18 protein-coding genes and 1 pseudogene are annotated in these 16,121 nt (G+C 42.0%); 6 read left to right on the plus strand and 13 right to left on the minus strand.

All coding sequences use genetic code 11. The features are described from left to right. From GKR61_RS08770 to hemN, 5 genes are all read left to right on the plus strand, one after another. Nucleotides 1-753 (plus strand): amino acid ABC transporter permease, encoded by a 753-nt coding sequence (locus tag GKR61_RS08770; RefSeq protein WP_036948481.1) that lies wholly within the window; start codon nucleotides 1-3, stop codon nucleotides 751-753. A 1-nt stretch (nucleotide 754) separates the two neighbouring features. Then, nucleotides 755-1,507 (plus strand): amino acid ABC transporter permease, encoded by a 753-nt coding sequence (locus GKR61_RS08775; RefSeq protein WP_036948484.1) that lies wholly within the window; start codon nucleotides 755-757, stop codon nucleotides 1,505-1,507. A 227-nt stretch (nucleotides 1,508-1,734) separates the two neighbouring features. Further along, the gene (locus GKR61_RS08780) at nucleotides 1,735-3,069 is read left to right on the plus strand and encodes an NCS2 family permease (RefSeq protein WP_036948487.1); all 1,335 of its coding nucleotides are present in this window, start codon (nucleotides 1,735-1,737) and stop codon (nucleotides 3,067-3,069) included. A 465-nt stretch (nucleotides 3,070-3,534) separates the two neighbouring features. Next, nucleotides 3,535-4,053, plus strand: coding sequence for a Der GTPase-activating protein YihI (gene yihI, locus GKR61_RS08785; protein ID WP_036948490.1), 519 nt, complete (start codon nucleotides 3,535-3,537; stop codon nucleotides 4,051-4,053). 215 nt (nucleotides 4,054-4,268) lie between these two features. Next, nucleotides 4,269-5,642: an oxygen-independent coproporphyrinogen III oxidase gene (gene hemN / locus GKR61_RS08790; protein WP_036948493.1), complete on the plus strand. Its 1,374-nt coding sequence runs from the start codon at nucleotides 4,269-4,271 to the stop codon at nucleotides 5,640-5,642. Between the two features lie 190 nt (nucleotides 5,643-5,832). On the opposite strand, the gene ampC is transcribed toward hemN, so the two are convergent. Continuing rightward, complete coding sequence (ampC, locus tag GKR61_RS08795) at nucleotides 5,833-6,975, minus strand: class C beta-lactamase (protein WP_036948496.1); 1,143 nt, start codon at nucleotides 6,973-6,975, stop codon at nucleotides 5,833-5,835. Nucleotides 6,976-7,129: 154 nt separating this feature from the next. Between ampC and GKR61_RS08800 the strand changes: the two genes are divergently transcribed. Further along, nucleotides 7,130-8,020: a LysR family transcriptional regulator gene (locus tag GKR61_RS08800; protein ID WP_036948499.1), complete on the plus strand. Its 891-nt coding sequence runs from the start codon at nucleotides 7,130-7,132 to the stop codon at nucleotides 8,018-8,020. Nucleotides 8,021-8,103: 83 nt separating this feature from the next. On the opposite strand, the gene GKR61_RS08805 is transcribed toward GKR61_RS08800, so the two are convergent. The 12 genes and pseudogenes from GKR61_RS08805 to GKR61_RS08850 all read right to left on the minus strand — a co-directional run bounded on the left by GKR61_RS08805 (nucleotide 8,104) and on the right by GKR61_RS08850 (nucleotide 16,082). Continuing rightward, nucleotides 8,104-8,391, minus strand: coding sequence for a helix-turn-helix domain-containing protein (locus tag GKR61_RS08805; RefSeq protein WP_036948501.1), 288 nt, complete (start codon nucleotides 8,389-8,391; stop codon nucleotides 8,104-8,106). Between the two features lie 73 nt (nucleotides 8,392-8,464). Further along, on the minus strand, nucleotides 8,465-8,692 hold the full coding sequence (locus GKR61_RS08810) for a helix-turn-helix domain-containing protein (RefSeq protein ID WP_132496896.1): 228 nt from the start codon (nucleotides 8,690-8,692) through the stop codon (nucleotides 8,465-8,467). Between the two features lie 185 nt (nucleotides 8,693-8,877). Beyond that, the gene (locus tag GKR61_RS08815) at nucleotides 8,878-9,138 is read right to left on the minus strand and encodes a helix-turn-helix domain-containing protein (protein WP_036948506.1); all 261 of its coding nucleotides are present in this window, start codon (nucleotides 9,136-9,138) and stop codon (nucleotides 8,878-8,880) included. An 82-nt stretch (nucleotides 9,139-9,220) separates the two neighbouring features. Further along, nucleotides 9,221-10,210 carry a fimbrial protein gene (locus GKR61_RS08820; RefSeq protein ID WP_036948508.1) on the minus strand — a complete coding sequence of 330 codons (990 nt, stop codon included), beginning with the start codon at nucleotides 10,208-10,210 and terminating at the stop codon, nucleotides 9,221-9,223. 82 nt (nucleotides 10,211-10,292) lie between these two features. Further along, nucleotides 10,293-10,787 carry a fimbrial protein gene (locus GKR61_RS08825; protein ID WP_036948510.1) on the minus strand — a complete coding sequence of 165 codons (495 nt, stop codon included), beginning with the start codon at nucleotides 10,785-10,787 and terminating at the stop codon, nucleotides 10,293-10,295. 10 nt (nucleotides 10,788-10,797) lie between these two features. Next, nucleotides 10,798-11,304, minus strand: coding sequence for a fimbrial protein (locus GKR61_RS08830; RefSeq protein ID WP_036948512.1), 507 nt, complete (start codon nucleotides 11,302-11,304; stop codon nucleotides 10,798-10,800). A 9-nt stretch (nucleotides 11,305-11,313) separates the two neighbouring features. Beyond that, nucleotides 11,314-12,291, minus strand: a complete 978-nt coding sequence (locus GKR61_RS08835; protein ID WP_108478711.1) for a fimbrial protein — start codon at nucleotides 12,289-12,291, stop codon at nucleotides 11,314-11,316. A gap of 12 nt (nucleotides 12,292-12,303) precedes the next feature. Beyond that, on the minus strand, nucleotides 12,304-12,537 hold the full coding sequence (locus GKR61_RS18035) for a FimD/PapC C-terminal domain-containing protein (protein WP_442959311.1): 234 nt from the start codon (nucleotides 12,535-12,537) through the stop codon (nucleotides 12,304-12,306). Between the two features lie 2 nt (nucleotides 12,538-12,539). Further along, nucleotides 12,540-14,357: a fimbria/pilus outer membrane usher protein gene (locus tag GKR61_RS08840; RefSeq protein WP_442959312.1), complete on the minus strand. Its 1,818-nt coding sequence runs from the start codon at nucleotides 14,355-14,357 to the stop codon at nucleotides 12,540-12,542. Beyond that, nucleotides 14,337-14,780, minus strand: a pseudogene (locus GKR61_RS18040) (FimD/PapC N-terminal domain-containing protein); the annotation flags it as partial. The pseudogene GKR61_RS18040 and the gene GKR61_RS08840, both read right to left, overlap by 21 nt. A 24-nt stretch (nucleotides 14,781-14,804) precedes the next feature. Next, nucleotides 14,805-15,476: a fimbrial biogenesis chaperone gene (locus GKR61_RS08845; RefSeq protein ID WP_154599871.1), complete on the minus strand. Its 672-nt coding sequence runs from the start codon at nucleotides 15,474-15,476 to the stop codon at nucleotides 14,805-14,807. 75 nt (nucleotides 15,477-15,551) lie between these two features. Next, nucleotides 15,552-16,082, minus strand: coding sequence for a fimbrial protein (locus GKR61_RS08850; protein ID WP_036948536.1), 531 nt, complete (start codon nucleotides 16,080-16,082; stop codon nucleotides 15,552-15,554). Nucleotides 16,083-16,121 lie beyond the last annotated feature (39 nt).

The following is a 16,121-nucleotide window of genomic DNA, read 5'->3' on the forward strand; positions in this document are numbered from 1 at the left end:
ATGTTCGACAAATTTTTCAGCGGTGACTTCTGGTCTGCGCATCTACTAGCACCACAATACCTTGAGTGGTTTGGCTATGGCTTTTTGCTTACAGTCTGGATCTCGATTTGTACGATCATCGCTGCCACGCTATTAGGTTTTATTGCCGCCTCGGCAAGAGACAGCCAAATCGCGCCGCTACGCTGGTTTGTGACCGTTTATATTTCGATTTTCCGTAATACGCCACTACTGGTGCAACTGTTTTTCTGGTATTTCGCCTCGGGAGAAATTCTCCCTGAATCAGCGATGGAATGGCTGAATACTCCCCATGAAATTGAAATTTTAGGGATAACATTGGGTTGGCCATCCTTTGAATTTTTAGCCGGATTTGTCGGCTTAACGCTATACACCGTACCTTTCATTGCGGAAGAAGTGCGCTCTGGTATCCGAGGAGTGCGTCAAGGACAGAAACAAGCAGCTCTCGCTTTAGGGCTGACATCATGGCAGTCCATGCGTTTAGTGATTTTACCGCAAGCCGTAAAAATCGCGTTACCGCCGCTGTTAGGGCAATACATGAACGTCGTCAAAAACTCGTCATTAACGATGGCGATCGGGGTGGCTGAGCTTTCTTATGTATCACGCCAGGTAGATAGCCAATCATTACAAACATTTGCTGCATTTGGTTTAGCTACAGTACTGTACATTGCAATCATTGCCTTTATGGAAGGCTGGGGTCAGTGGCGACAACAGCGTCAATTGGCCCAGGGGGTATAAGATGGATTTTTCAGTCATTACGGATAACTGGCAATATCTGCTATTTGGGGCTTATCCTGATGGTCCCTTGGAAGGGGCAGCACTGACGCTGATTATGAGCGTATTGGCTGGCGCTGCGTCTATTGTCCTCGGCACATTGGGTGGTATTGCGCTGGCGATGCTACGTGGCTTCTGGATGAATTTATTTGCCGCCGTTTTAGGTTTTTTCCGCGCCATTCCCGTCATCATGTTGATTTTCTGGACTTACTTCCTACTGCCTATTGTCTTCGGAACGGAAATTCCGGGCGTGACGGCGGTGGTGTGCGCATTAGCGCTGATCACTTCAGCCTATTTAGCGCACGGCGTGAAAGCGGGAATTTTAGCTATCGGTCAAGGGCAATGGAACGCTGGGCTTTCTCTCGGGTTTAACCGCTGGCAAGTTCTGTGGAATGTGGTGTTACCTCAGGCATTACGAATGATGGTGCCTTCCTTTATTAACCAATGGGTTGCGTTAATTAAAGATACCTCTCTGGCGTATATTGTGGGGGTTGCAGAACTGTCATTCTTAGCAACACAGGTGAATAACCGTGAAATGATCTATCCGCTGGAAGTGTTTTTGTTTGTGGCATTTATCTACTTTGTGATGTGCCTGTCAGTAGAAATTATTGCCAATCAAGTGGCGAAAAAGCTCAGTGATAAAAGTGCAGCGCGCAGCCGTTCAGCAAAACGCGGTTGGCTGTTTTGGCGACGTCAAAAGCTGATTGCGCTTTCTTAATCGCACAAAGGCGGCTTAATCCCTCAATGGCGGTATGACAACCGCCATATCTCCCTCGATATTCATTTACAGTATCAGTCAGTTAGGAAATACGACTTATTTAAAATGACGCAATCGTTTTCTTTTGCATCGTTTAGTTGTACCATGAGCCGAAAAAAACTTTTTTTCGTGCCCACCACGCATCCATTGGCAATCTAGGGCATGACATTTCGACAAGGCGCATTTTAATGACTAATCAATCATCTGGCTCCTCGCAATCGCAGGGTCTGTTTCAGCGTGTGTTTAAATTACAAGAACACGGCACCACCGCAAGAACAGAGGTCGTTGCAGGGTTCACCACCTTCCTGACGATGGTATATATCGTTTTCGTTAACCCACAAATTTTGTCCGTCGCTGGCATGGATATCAAAGCGGTATTCGTGACCACCTGCTTAATCGCAGCCATCGGCAGTATTTTAATGGGCTTACTGGCTAACTTACCTATTGCTGTTGCACCCGCGATGGGGCTAAATGCCTTCTTTGCCTTTGTGGTCGTTGGGGCGATGGGCTATTCATGGCAAGTCGCTATGGGGGCGGTATTCTGGGGCGCAGTTGGCTTATTTATTCTAACGTTATTCCGTATTCGTTACTGGATTATCGCTAATATTCCCCTGAGTTTACGTGTGGGGATCACCAGCGGTATCGGTCTGTTTATCGCCATGATGGGACTGAAAAACTCCGGTATTATCGTCGCAAACCCAGATACCTTAGTGTCAATTGGTAACCTAACTCACCATAATGTGTGGTTAGGGGCATTAGGCTTTTTCATTATTGCCATTTTAGCGGCGCGTAATATTCATGCGGCAGTATTGGTATCTATCGCCGTGACGACGCTGATTGGTTTAGCGCTGGGTGATGTGAAATATACGGGCATTTTCTCAATGCCACCAAGCATTACCAGTGTTGTTGGACAAGTGGACTTTGCGGGCTCACTGGATCTGGCACTTTCTGGGGTTATCTTTGCCTTTATGTTAGTGAACCTGTTTGACTCCTCCGGCACCATGATTGGGGTAACAGACAAAGCGGGTATTACCAACGAGCGTGGAACTTTCCCTCGCATGAAACAAGCGCTGTATGTGGATAGCTTAAGTTCTGTGGCAGGCTCTGCAATGGGAACTTCGTCTGTAACGGCGTACATCGAAAGCTCTTCTGGGGTATCGGTGGGCGGTCGTACAGGTTTAACCGCGATTGTCGTCGGTGTGTTATTCCTATTGACGATGTTTATCTCTCCGCTGGCAGGCATGGTTCCCGCTTATGCAACCGCAGGCGCGCTGATCTATGTTGGCGTTCTGATGACTTCAAGCTTAACGCGCGTGAAATGGGATGACTTAACGGAATCCGTTCCAGCGTTTATTACTGCGGTCATGATGCCATTTAGCTTCTCGATTACAGAAGGTATTGCGCTAGGCTTTATCGCGTACTGTGCGATGAAGATTGGTACAGGGCGCTGGCGTGATCTGGGTCTGTGTGTAATTTTAGTAGCAGCGATGTTTCTACTAAAAATGATCCTCGTCGACGCCTAATATGCTCGTCATATTTTGTGCTGTAGCGTGAATGCTCGTCATACTTTGCACTGTAGCGGCGTTGGCTTCGGTTGCTAACCCTAGTCACATACTTATGTATGCTCCTAGGGATTAGCAACTCTTGCCGCCTTGCTACAGCACAAACTATTTAGAGCATTGCTCAAGGTGACTCTCTATTTTTTGCCCTCTGGCGATACAGCTATTGAGAGCATTGGAATGCTTAGGCAACTTGAATTATTTAGAATATTGCTCAGGATATCTTTCTATTTTCTGGCGTACAGCTAGTTAGGCTCTCCCTTTTTGTTGCTTGCATGCAACTCAAATTATTTAAGGTATAATCATTAAAGTACTGTTGCGAATGCAAAGTGAGATAAAATTCACCTAAATTGCAAAGTAGTGCTTTCGCTGCTTAAGGGATCCTGCTAGATTCCGCCGCAGAAACTGATTTTATCAAGGTAGCAAACCATGAATTCACCGAAAAAACCGACCGCAAAACTGAAGAAAAAATACCGTAAGACGAAAGAAGAGCTCAACGCAGAAGGTCGTGAGCGTAAACGCGAGAAAAAACATCGCGGGCATAAGTCTGGTAGCCGTAACCAAGACGGTGCTTCGAATGGTCAAAAAAATGGGCAAAATGTTCAGGCTGACCCACGTATTGGCAGTAAAAAACCAATTCCACTGGTGGTTGAAAGTAACCAGCCAGTTGCGCGTCCTGTCGTGAAAGAAAAGCCAGTTGCTAAAGAAAAACTGACGCCAGAAAAAGAACTGGAAATGCTGGAAAGCAACGATCGCTTAGATGAGATTCTGGCACGACTGGAAGATGGCGAAACCATTACTGCTCAAGAGCAGCAATATGTTGATACCTGCTTAGATCGCATCGATGAACTGATGAATATCCTCGGTATCGAATATGCGGACGAAGACGGTGATGAAGAGGAAGAAGAGAAATTTGATGACATTATGCGCATCTTAAAAAGTAAATAATTTCCTATCTATTCGTTCCTCCCGTAGTAAGCGGGAGGAATTCTGCTTAATTTCTCGCCTATCTTCCTTTTCTTTGATGTTGCATCGGATCTGTATTTTCTAACATCGCTATAATCTTTGCGGTATAGACTCTTTACATAAATAGCTAAAAAATAATCTAAAGAGATATAATTAACAGTGATGCTTTCGAGCTTGTGGTCAATTAAGGAATATCAATGTCAGAGCAAAATATCGTTTGGGATCTCTCTCTCATCCAGAAATATAACTATTCAGGTCCACGTTATACCTCTTATCCAACAGCCTTAGAGTTCAATCAAGACTACAACGAACAGGCTTTTGTTGAGGCAACCCAACGTTATCCTGACCGTCCTTTGTCTCTGTATGTGCATATCCCGTTTTGCCACAAACTGTGCTATTTCTGCGGCTGTAATAAGCTAGTCACTCGCCAAAAACATAAAGCGGATGAGTATCTACAAGTCATTGAAAAAGAAATTATCCAGCGTGCTGCGTTACTTAAAAACCGCACAGTGACTCAAATGCACTGGGGCGGCGGTACACCAACGTATCTAGATAAGGCACAAGTGAGCCATTTAGTTGGCTTGCTGAAAAAACATTTTCATTTTGCGCCTGATGCCGAGATGTCCATCGAAGTGGATCCCCGCGAAATCGAACTCGACATGATTGACCATCTGCGCAGTGAAGGCTTTAACCGCCTAAGCATGGGTGTTCAAGATTTTAATAAAGAAGTGCAAGTTCTGGTTAACCGCGAGCAAGATGAAGAGTTTATTTTTGCGCTCATTAAACGTGCCAAAGAGACTGGCTTCACTTCAACCAGTATCGACCTAATTTATGGTTTACCAAAACAAACCCCTGAAAGCTTCGCGTTTACATTGAAAAAAGTGGCGGAGCTCGCTCCCGATCGTTTAAGCGTTTTCAACTATGCGCATTTACCGAATTTATTTGCAGCGCAGCGTAAAATTAAAGATGAAGACCTGCCAACGGCGGAGCAAAAACTGGATATTCTGCAAGATACTATCGCAACGCTGACATCCGACGGTTATCAATTTATCGGGATGGATCACTTTGCGCGCCCAGAAGATGAACTGGCGGTCGCACAGCGAGAAGGAATTTTACATCGTAATTTCCAAGGGTATACCACCCAAGGAGATTGCGATTTATTAGGATTAGGAGTATCAGCGATCAGCATGCTCGGCGATAACTACGCCCAAAATCAGAAAGATTTAAAAACTTACTACGCGCAAGTGGAAGAAAAGGGGCATGCCCTATGGCGTGGATTAGTGCTAACTGACGACGACTGCCTGCGCCGTGACGTGATTAAAACATTGATTTGCAACTTCCAATTGAGTTTTGCGCAAATAGAAGCGCTCTACCCAATTGACTTCAAAACCTACTTCAAAGAAGACCTAGAACTGCTGAAACCGATGGCAGAAGATGGGCTGGTGGAAGTCAGTGAAACGGGGATTAAAGTCACGCCACGTGGGCGTTTGCTGATTCGTAATGTGTGTATGTGTTTTGATGTTTATCTTAGAAGCCAAATGAGGCAGCGCCAATTCTCCCGAGTCATCTAAATGTTCGTCATACTTCACGCCGTGGCTTTGTTGTCTGCTCTCGGTCACTCGGGTCACATACTTTTGTATGCACCCCGAGATAACCTCGTTTGACGCCTAGCCACAACGTGAATTATTTAGAACATTGGATGCTTGGCATATGATTATTTTGAGTATTAAATTTCCTGCATATTCCGCGTTTGGCGCAGGGCTAGTGCTTCACTTTTTCGATCAGCTGGTAGGCAGTGTTGATGCGCTCAGGAATTGGGTACCATTGGTTGGAGAGCAGCACCACGGCGATTTTTTCCTCGGGAATAAATACCGCGTAGGTGGCGAATCCGCCGGTAGAGCCAGTTTTGTTATACAGTGAGCGAGATTCTGGTGGCATCGGTGGCTGAATGGCATCCACTTTTTGCGGTTTCAGTGCCATATCATCACGGTTACCTTGTTGTAACTGGGCGAGTGAAACTGGCCACGGATAACTTTCCCACATCAAATCTTGCACAAAAGAATCCGTCATATACACGCCTGTATGCGTATCTTCTACTGCTTCCTGCCACGGTTTTGCCACGTCGGCGACTTGCATATTAATATCTAAAAAGTGGATCAAATCCTTCGCGTTGGATTTCAAGCCGTAGGCTTCATTATCTAAAATTTGTGGAGTTACACGCACCGGCTGATGCTGCTTGTTATACCCTTGAGCATAATTTTTTTGCTGATTTTGCGGTACCTGTAAATAAGTATGCTTCATGCCCAAAGCTGGTAACATCATCTTTTCTATTGCATCAGGGAATGACTGATTAAGTTGCTTAGCAGTCACCATGCCTAATAAACCCACACCAAGATTGGAGTATGAACGGTATTCACCAATAGGTTTTACAGGGAACCACTGCTGATAATAATGGATTAGCTCCGCGCGGTTAGTCACTGCATCCGGAACAAATAGCGATAAGCCTGAAGTGTGGGTGGCTAGATTCATCACTGTTACTTTATCAAATGCGCTATTTTTTAATTCGGGTAAATAATGGCTGACGGTTTGTGCAAAATCTAACTTACCTTGTCCTTGAGCATAGGCGGCAAGCGTGGCGGTAAAGGTCTTTGATAAAGAACCGATTTCATACAACGTATTGTTGCTCACAGGCACCTGAGTCTGTTTAGACTGCACGCCATAGTGATAGATAAAATGCTCACCATCCACGGAAATCGCAACAGACATTCCCGGAATTTGCTGCTGTTTCATCAACGGTTTAATAATGCTGTCCACATCGGATTGCGTTAATGCCACGCTAGATAGTGAGGTAAATGCCAAACTTAGGGCGACAAGCAGCCGTCCGCGACGAAAAAGATTTTTCATACAGATATCCATTTAAATAAAAGTTTTAGTTATGATGAGTGACAAACAAGAGGCGGTCACATACCAAAGGAAGAGTGATTCTGGTGTCGGAGTATGCGGCTTTTTTGGCATTAGTTAAAACGATATAAAATTCGATGAGGTAAAAGAAAATCTTATGGCTGAAAATGCTCGCTACCGTTTACCCCTCAATGCACTCAGAGCCTTTGAGGCATCTGCGCGCCATCTAAGCTTTACTCGAGCAGGTATGGAGTTAAATGTCACTCAGGCAGCGGTAAGCCAGCAAGTTCGTGCGCTGGAAGAACAACTAGGCTTAGAGCTATTTATTCGTTTGCCTAGAGGGCTAGCACTGACCGATGAGGGGTTGGCATTATTGCCTGTCGTTAGCCGATCTTTCGACCAAATCGAATCATTATTGCAGCAATTCGAAGATGGTCATTATCATGAAGTCCTGAATGTCTCTGTGGTAGGCACCTTTGCGGCGGGCTGGCTATTACCGCGTTTATCGCATTTTTCCGATCTTTACCCTTATATTGATTTGCGCATTATGACCCACAATAACGTGGTGAATTTAGCTGGAGAAGGGGCTGATTTTGCGATCCGTTTTGGGGAAGGGCTTTGGCCATTAGTGGAAAATACGCCGTTATTTTCTGCGCCGCATACGGTGCTTTGTGCCGAAAAGGTCGCTCATAAACTTAAGCATCCCATTGATTTACAAAATTTTCCGTTGATGCGATCTTATCGTAAAGATGAATGGGAAAAATGGTTTTTAGCGGCGAATGTGGAACCGTGGCGTGTGAAAGGACCTGTTTTTGATTCTTCCCGTTTAATGGTGGAAGCGGCTTTATTGATGGACGGTGTTGCCATCGCACCAAGCTGTATGTTTGAGCGGGAGCTAAGTGCAGGGGATTTGGTTCAGCCATTTGATATTTCCGTGACTCTCGGGGGCTACTGGCTGAGTCGATTAAAATCCAAACCGATGACACCAGCTATGACGATTTTCCAGCAATGGTTACTTGAAGAATCCAAAAAGAAGGATCATTTATAGGGTGATAAATCGGTGCTTAAATTTTAAAGCACCGATTGTGAAATTAGCTAGGGTGTGGCGAGTATGAATTCAGAAACGTTCGTTCAGAAAACGACCGACTCGGCAGCGTAGTAACTTTTTTTATGGTCTTGCTCCTCGCGGCTGCTAGTTATTTCATTAAATTCTGCAAAGAAATAGGCAGGGTCGACCGAGAAAATAAGAGAGAAATGGTAGAGCGTGTCCACATGAATATTCACATCGCCATTTTCGTAGCGAGATAAATGTTGCTGACTGATCCCCAATTGTTCGCTCAGTTGTTTTCCACTGATTCCGTGGCTATCTCTTAGCGCTCTTATTTTTAGACCGACAGATTTTGATACGATTTTCTCCATATCGTTAACTCCTAGGTATATTTATTATGAGAGTTAATTAGATTTTTTATATAAATAGAATATATCGAAATACTTATTTTTCATTGATATCTAGAAGGTCTTTTATACCAATTTCAAAATAATCCGCATATTGCCATAATCTATCTAAATTAATTCTATTAACTCCTCTTTCATAACGTGACTGCTGCTGCTCGCTAACACCAATGGTATTCGCAAGCTCCCGTAATGTGATTCCATTCATTTTGCGATAATAAATAATTTTACTACCGACCATTTTAGATATGAGATAATCTTTAGACATATTGAGCCTCTCTGTGAATAAGTGAATACATAGAAATAAATCAATCTTAATTAGACGATTTATTAAGCCTAACAAGCTCAATATGATTATTAACCTAGCATTAATTCTCAGGTTAAACTATAGATCTAGGTCAATAAATGAAAATTTCTCTTGTTGTCTTTTATTTGATAATTATCGATATTAGATTATCTATTAAAATGTATTTTTATATTTTTAGTTTCATGTTCACTCAGGTTAAAAAAATCTAATAAATCAACATTGAATATTTCCGCATACTGGCTAAGTCTATCCAAATTAATACGATTAATACCTCGTTCATAGCGAGATTGTTGCTGTTCGCTAACATGAATCATTTTGGCAATATCGTAAAGAGATAAGCCATTCATTTTTCGATAATAGGTTATTTTATTGCCAATAATTCGGGACACAGGGTAATATTCAGGCATCATCAACTCCTCTTTAATCATCTAATTCGATTATTATTCAATAAAATTTCTAATTAACGAAAATAGATAATCTATTTCTTACCTACTCATAGCGAATATTAACAGTTGCATTAGCATTTGCGGTTCCTGGTGTTACTATTGCTGCGGTTTTGATATAGCGTGCTTTCCAACCAAAAATATAGTCATTTGCAGGAACGGAATTTTGTTGCACTAATTTAGTATTTAACTGAATTGGGGTTCCAGCGTTATTCAGTAATTGCACAGCAATGCCTGTGGCTTTATTTGCTCCACTTAACCCAAGCCGCCCATTTGCTGCATTATCAACAGTATCTGAAGTTACTGTGTATTTTATATTGGTACCTGTTTGGCAACTTAATGTTATCGGAATATTAACCGTTCCTTGGAAATCACCAATATTTTTAAATTGGGTGTCATACCAGTCACCTAAATTAATATCATAGGTATTTTTACTGTTTTTTAGTGAACAACTAACGACGTTGATTCGATAGTTTGTTGGAAGACTTAATCTATTTCCTATAAATCGGGTTCCTGTTGTCGAATTACCTTGAGTTATATAGGCGATTTCTCCACTTCTTAATGTTCCTGAGGATGTAATAGTACCTGTTTTTACAATTTGAATATTCCAACCAGAGGGTGGCATAGTCCAACTAGAGCCACTTCCTGCATTTGCTGATGTTATAGGAATATAGCTACCTGAACCAAAAGTATTGTAATTGATTCTAATACCTATACCAGCGATACCGGTTGCTGCTATTTTACTGGCGTTAGCTGCCCACCCATTCACATAATAAAGATCTTGATATCCACCGCATGCAATTTTACCAGTTGCAACATCTGCAAAATTATAATTACTCGAAAATGCTTGCACATATTGTGTATCAAGAACGGTTCCGACTGCTGAAATATTATCGTACTGCACAGTAATTGTTTTTCCTGAAGCTGTACTTCTTAAGTTATTTTGCGGATTTTGAGCACATTCAGCCAAAGAGTAATGGGAATATAAAAATAAAGTCCCAATAACTAATATGGTGCGATAAATACGATTTTTCATTTTGTATACCTTATTAAAGATTTATCACAAGAGTGCTGTTAAATATTATTAAGCTATTACAGTACGTTTTTAAGATTATGTTTTACTGATATGTCAGCGAAAACTCTAAATGGCTTTTAAAATCCCCAGGGGTAAACATGGGTTGAAGGCTAATCATTCTTGCGGATAGCGGAATTTCGGCACTTTTGGTGGTACTATTAATGGCCAGATCTACTGCACTGCCATTTTTAATGGTGGCTTTATTACTTTTTTGCGCCAGATGCAGCAAGCTGTTTGTAGAGCTACCTGTATTCACAAAATAGTTATTATCGGTGGCATCGGCAGTGCCATTAACACTGAATTTGGCATTTTTTGTTGAAACAGGGCAATCAACCAATTTGATAGAAAAATCCACCCATGGGCTTTGCGCAGGGTTGCGATAATTCCAACGGTTTATCTTACCTAATTCCACGTTATAACTGGTATTTTCAACTTTGCAGGGCATAACCACGACATTACCATGCACATAGATATTGACGTTTTCTGCCATCACTGGCAGGGCGCACAATCCAAGTAAACTGAATAATATTCTTTTCATGATCAGCCTCTTATAAATAGGTAATAGTGGCGGTAATATTGGCGGATAAACTGCCTGCGGTACCATTGCCGAGTGAGGAAAATGCCCGTGTGCGTAGGGGAATACTGACCAAAGGCTGCCCGTTGGTGGGAACCGTTAATATCTTGGTATTGCCTAGCGGTGTAGCCCCATCGCCACTTTGCAATTGAATGGCAATATTGGTAGCGGTGCCGCTATTTTTATACAAGCTGGCGATATCGGCACTATCTGCGGTTCCTGTGAACGTTAATCTCACGCTATTAATAAACGAGGAGCAATCTTTTAATTCAATAGTAAAAGGTTTCCAATCTGAGGCTTTCGTTCCACTATAAAAAGTATCTAAAGGAATGGTGGTCAGATCCACATCCACATTATTACCGGTAGATAAATTGCACGTTGCAGCTTTTATATTTCCGGTGAATTTCAAATAGACAGTATCCGCCGCATCAGCCGTTATCGAAATATTTAAGAATAGTAGGGTGAGCAGTAATTTTTTCATTTTAAACCTCTATTCATAGCGAATATTGACAGTGGCATTGGCATTTGCCGTACCTGGTGTAATTGTGGCGGCCGTTTTAATATAACGAGCTTTCCAGCCGAAGATATAATCGCCTTGGGCAACGTTATCTTGTTGAGTCAATTTTTGATTTAATACAATAGGCGTTCCGGCATTATTTAATAATTGCACTGCAATACCTGTCGCTTTATCTGCACCGGTTAAACCTAGCCGACCATTTGCAGCATTATCAATTGTATCTGACGTTACCGTGACTTTAATATTGGTACCAGAGAGACAACTTAATGCAATTGGAATAGCAACTGTACCTTGCGTATCATTAATATTTTTAAATTGAGTGTCATACCAGTCGCCCATATTAATATCGTAAGTATTTTTATTATTTTTTAATGAACAGCTAAGAACATTAATTTTTATTGCATTAGCTGGCATATTAAATGTTGATAAAATCCATGTTGTGTTATGTGGTGAAGGGTTTCCTTGATATAAACGAGCAATAGCTCCTGATTTTAATGAACCATTAGTATTAACTAATCCAGTTTTCTTGATGATGATTGTCCAACTAGGATTGAATATTTGCCAGCCCATACCTCCATTTTGTACAGTCCCATAAAACATATTAAAATCACCTAACCCTGAACTCCTTACTAATACACCAATGCCTGAAACATTAGTATTAGCTACTTTAGCGGAGTTAGGTGTCCAACCATTAATGTAGTTACCATATAGTGATGCAGCTCCACATACTCCATTTCCACCAGAATATGTGGTTAGGTTCTGGGAGCCAAATGGTACTGTTAATGTGACCAGATCTTTTATGGTTGTATCATCATATTGTATGTTGAGGGTTCTTGATGGAACATTCACTTGAATATTATTAAAGCTTGGGTTTTGAATACAAGCCGCACTCACATACCCGGAATATAAACATCCCATTGTGAATACGGATTTAATGATCAATTGTCTCATCTTGCTTCCCCCTTATTGGCAAACCGCAGTGGTTTTATATAAGCCAATATAATTCGGTAACCCTGCTAAGTTATAAGAAACTTGGCACTGCTGTTTATCGTTATATTGAATGGTAAATGAACCGCTTTCTGGCATTCCCGACAAATAAATTTCCCCGTCATTACCTACCATCGCATTGAGTTGATTATTATCTGGGAAAATCGCCTGCGCCCCGAATGGCACCGGTTTACCATCTTTAAAATTCAAAATTATGATAGCGCGATAGCCCACATTGGCATTAAAGCTGGCTTTAGCAATGGCGCCACGTTTTGGGTGGTTAACTCCATTTCGGTATCACTTGGTAATTTGCTGGTATCAATTTGAATCCCATTACTACGATACGCGGTGACATACGGCACTAACGCATAGCCTTGCCCGTTAGTTTGAATACCGGTTTGGTTCAGAATCGGGACATTAGGCGCATCGGGAATTTCCACCAAGGCTGCCGTTTCACCCAGTTGCTGACCAAGAACTACCCCTCCGGAATGAGCGACCACACTGCCGCTGGCACCGTAATACAGGTTGTAATTGTTGGTGCTGTATCCCGTCCCCCCAGTGATTTCCCCATACTGCCCGCGGTAGCTGGCATTTAAGTTACCGGAAGCCCCTGAATCACGGGTTGGGAAGTTTTGCTGAGCACTCCAGTTCAAGCGATTATCCAGTTGCGTTGCTGAAACTCCCATGCTGCCCGAGGAGCCATTGCTACTGCTGTTTGTGCCGTTAAAGTTGTAATAGAAAATGCTATCAAACAGGCTAAATGGCACACTGACCGTAAAGGCAAACTGGTGGTCATCGTCTTTATTGCGTCCATCGTAGTTATTTGGGTTGGTGTTTTTGTTATAGCTATAATTCACCCCATAGCTAATGTCGTTCCAGCTATTGTTATAGCCAATAGTTGTAGACTGCGTTTTGCGATCACTATTCCAGTAATCCTCGCTCACAAAGCCGACAGATAAGGAACCCCAGCCGTCCCCTAAGCTTTGGCTAAGGGTAATTTCTCCGCGGTTACGGCTGCGCTCATGCAATGCGGTAAATGCTTCTTTTCGATAGCCATCAAATACTTCCGACAAGCTATAAAACCCTTTAGTGGAATAACGATAGCCCGCTAAAGCGATGTTGGTGTCAATATCATTCAGGTTTTTGTTATAGCGAAAACGGTAGGATTGTCCGCTCTCTTTTTCACCATTACTGAGGGTCGAACTGGCGTGGGTGACATCGATAGATAATGCACCAAATCGCCCTAAGTTTTGCCCTGAGCCGATGGAGTAAGCCTGATATTTGTCACTGACTTGGCTACCGCCAAACAGAGTCACCCCCCAAGGCAGCCCGTAAGTTAGTGCAAATTGCGCAAAGGTTTTTTTATCTACGCTACTGTCATAACTGCGGTATTGCCCGCCTGTCACGCTATAGGAGAGATACCCTTCACGTTGTAAAACCGGTAAAGAGGCAAACGGAATAATTTGGTACTGTTCACTACCGTTGGCTTCTTTAATCGTGACGTGTAAATCACCACTCCCCCCTGTAGGGTAGAGATCGTTGATTTCAAACGGACCCGCTGCCACATCGGTTTGGTAAATGGTGTAACCGTTTTGACGAATGGTGATCTGCGCATTACTGCGCGCAATACCCCGTACCACTGGCGCATATCCACGCAAGCTTTCTGGGTTCATATCATCGTCAGTGGAGAGCTGTACTCCACGAAACGGCACACTGTCAAAAATATCGGACGGTGATGAACTGTCCCCAAGGATCAGCTGGCTTTTTATCGCATTGATATTACGGCTTAAATAGGTATATACCGTGTCCCACTTATTGCGTTGCCCATCACTACTTTGCCACGTCGTGTAGTTGCGCAGACGCCACGGACCGATATTCAGCCCCGGGCGCAAGTTCACATAGTTGGAATTGCTGCTGTTTTTATCGTTTTTACGATCGGTACTGCGCGAGCCGTTATAACTGTAATTGAGTAACAGCGCGGTGATCCCATTGTCGATCGCTGCGAGATCCACATAACCGCGCGGGTTCATGTTCAATGCAATCTGCGGAATGCTTAAATAAAGGCGCTGAGAACCAAATTCAAACTCACTTTTGGCATCAGGAATCGCAGATAAATTAATGCATTAGTTACCCGCGACTTGCAGCTCAGGGTATTCCCCGACTTTAACCCCAACATCTTTCAGGTCAGAGAGCGTTAAGCAAGGCTCCAGTTCATTATTTTTATTGGTGGAAAAGCTAACACTTTTTGAGCCAATCAAGCTCTTATTAATGTAGATGTCCACATAATATTGACCCGGTAACTGTTCATTACGCTCAAACTGTTCTAAGTCCACGGATTCTTTATTCGGTAGCTCAAGAAATTCAGGATCAAAATAGGTGTCCGTTTCTGCCGAAGATGTCGCAATATAGCCTAGAGATAAAAATAGGCTAAGGCATATTTTATTTATTTTCATAGATAAACCTAACTATCCTTAAGGCTATATTTTTATTTCTGCTGGATTATTGGCGGAGCCATAATCATTAATTACTTCCCATTTAATGGTTCCATGTAATTCAGGATTGCTAATATTAAAACTTTTCTCTGAAAATGGTGCGACATAAGAAATATTTTCTGCGCTCTTTCCATTAAATTTAATACTCTGGAAATTCATATAATAAGGTGTAGGGTTATTCACCGTGATTACTTTACTGTTTTTCGACCATTTAAGTTTCTTTTGCTCTTCATTAAAATCGACATTCGTTAATGAATCAGGGCGATAAATTAATTTCATTTGAGTTTTGAATGCGATCTTTAGTGAGTTTTCTGATTTTTTCTCTGTTGCAGGAATTGTTTTTACATTTAACCAGAATAAAGATTCTCTATCTTTTGGTAGAGAGTCTTGGGTTAGAAATATTCGTAAAGCATTTGTCTTTTCTTGGTTTAAACGAAAAAGTGGTGGCGTAATAGTAAAGTCCGTTTGCTTACCTTCATTGGCATTTTCAATCCATGACTGAATTAAATAAGGTATTTTATCTGGGTTTTCCACACTAATACTCACGTCTTTCTTTCCTTCAGGATAAATGACGCGGGTACCACCAATAATAACACCGGCATTGGCTGTACTGATAAATGTGAAAAAAAAGATAAAAATAGTAATTATTGATTTCATATAGCCACCACTGAGTTATAACAAAACAAAAAATAAATCACTAAGGCTTATATCCCTATAAACCTTAAATTGAAATTAGTTATAATTAATTGTGAATGTTGCCGTTGAGTTTGCTAAACCAGCACTGACAGCATCAGACATCGCAATATAACGTGCAGTAAAATCTAAATTATTTACAACTGTTTCTTTTAGTGTGTACTCATTGGATTCTGTATATAAAGGAACAGTCACCCCTTTAGCATCTTGGATCTGAATACCAACATCTTTAGCAATTCCAGATGCTCCCGCATTGGTTAACTGCAGAACGCTGCTATCACCTTCATAAGAAACGCCATCAAATTTTACCGTTGCAGTGGTTACTGCGGCAGGGCAGTTTTCTAATTGAATGGAAAACTTAGTGGCAGCAGCAGTACTACCAGTACTGGCTAATGATGTTTTAGAGACTTTACCTAAGTTCACTTGAATCGCATCAGAACCGGATGCTAACTGACATGCGTTATCGATAATTTCGCCTGTGAAATTAATATCACCATCTTTGGCAAAGCTATTAGCAGAAATTAATAAAGTTCCTGTTGCAATTAACGATGCAATAATCTGTTTTTTCATTTTAACTCTCCGAACTGAGTTCGATATAAATATAATTTC

It is taken from the genome of Providencia sp. wls1916 (assembly GCF_009706585.1).
GTDB lineage: Bacteria > Pseudomonadota > Gammaproteobacteria > Enterobacterales > Enterobacteriaceae > Providencia > Providencia lanzhouensis.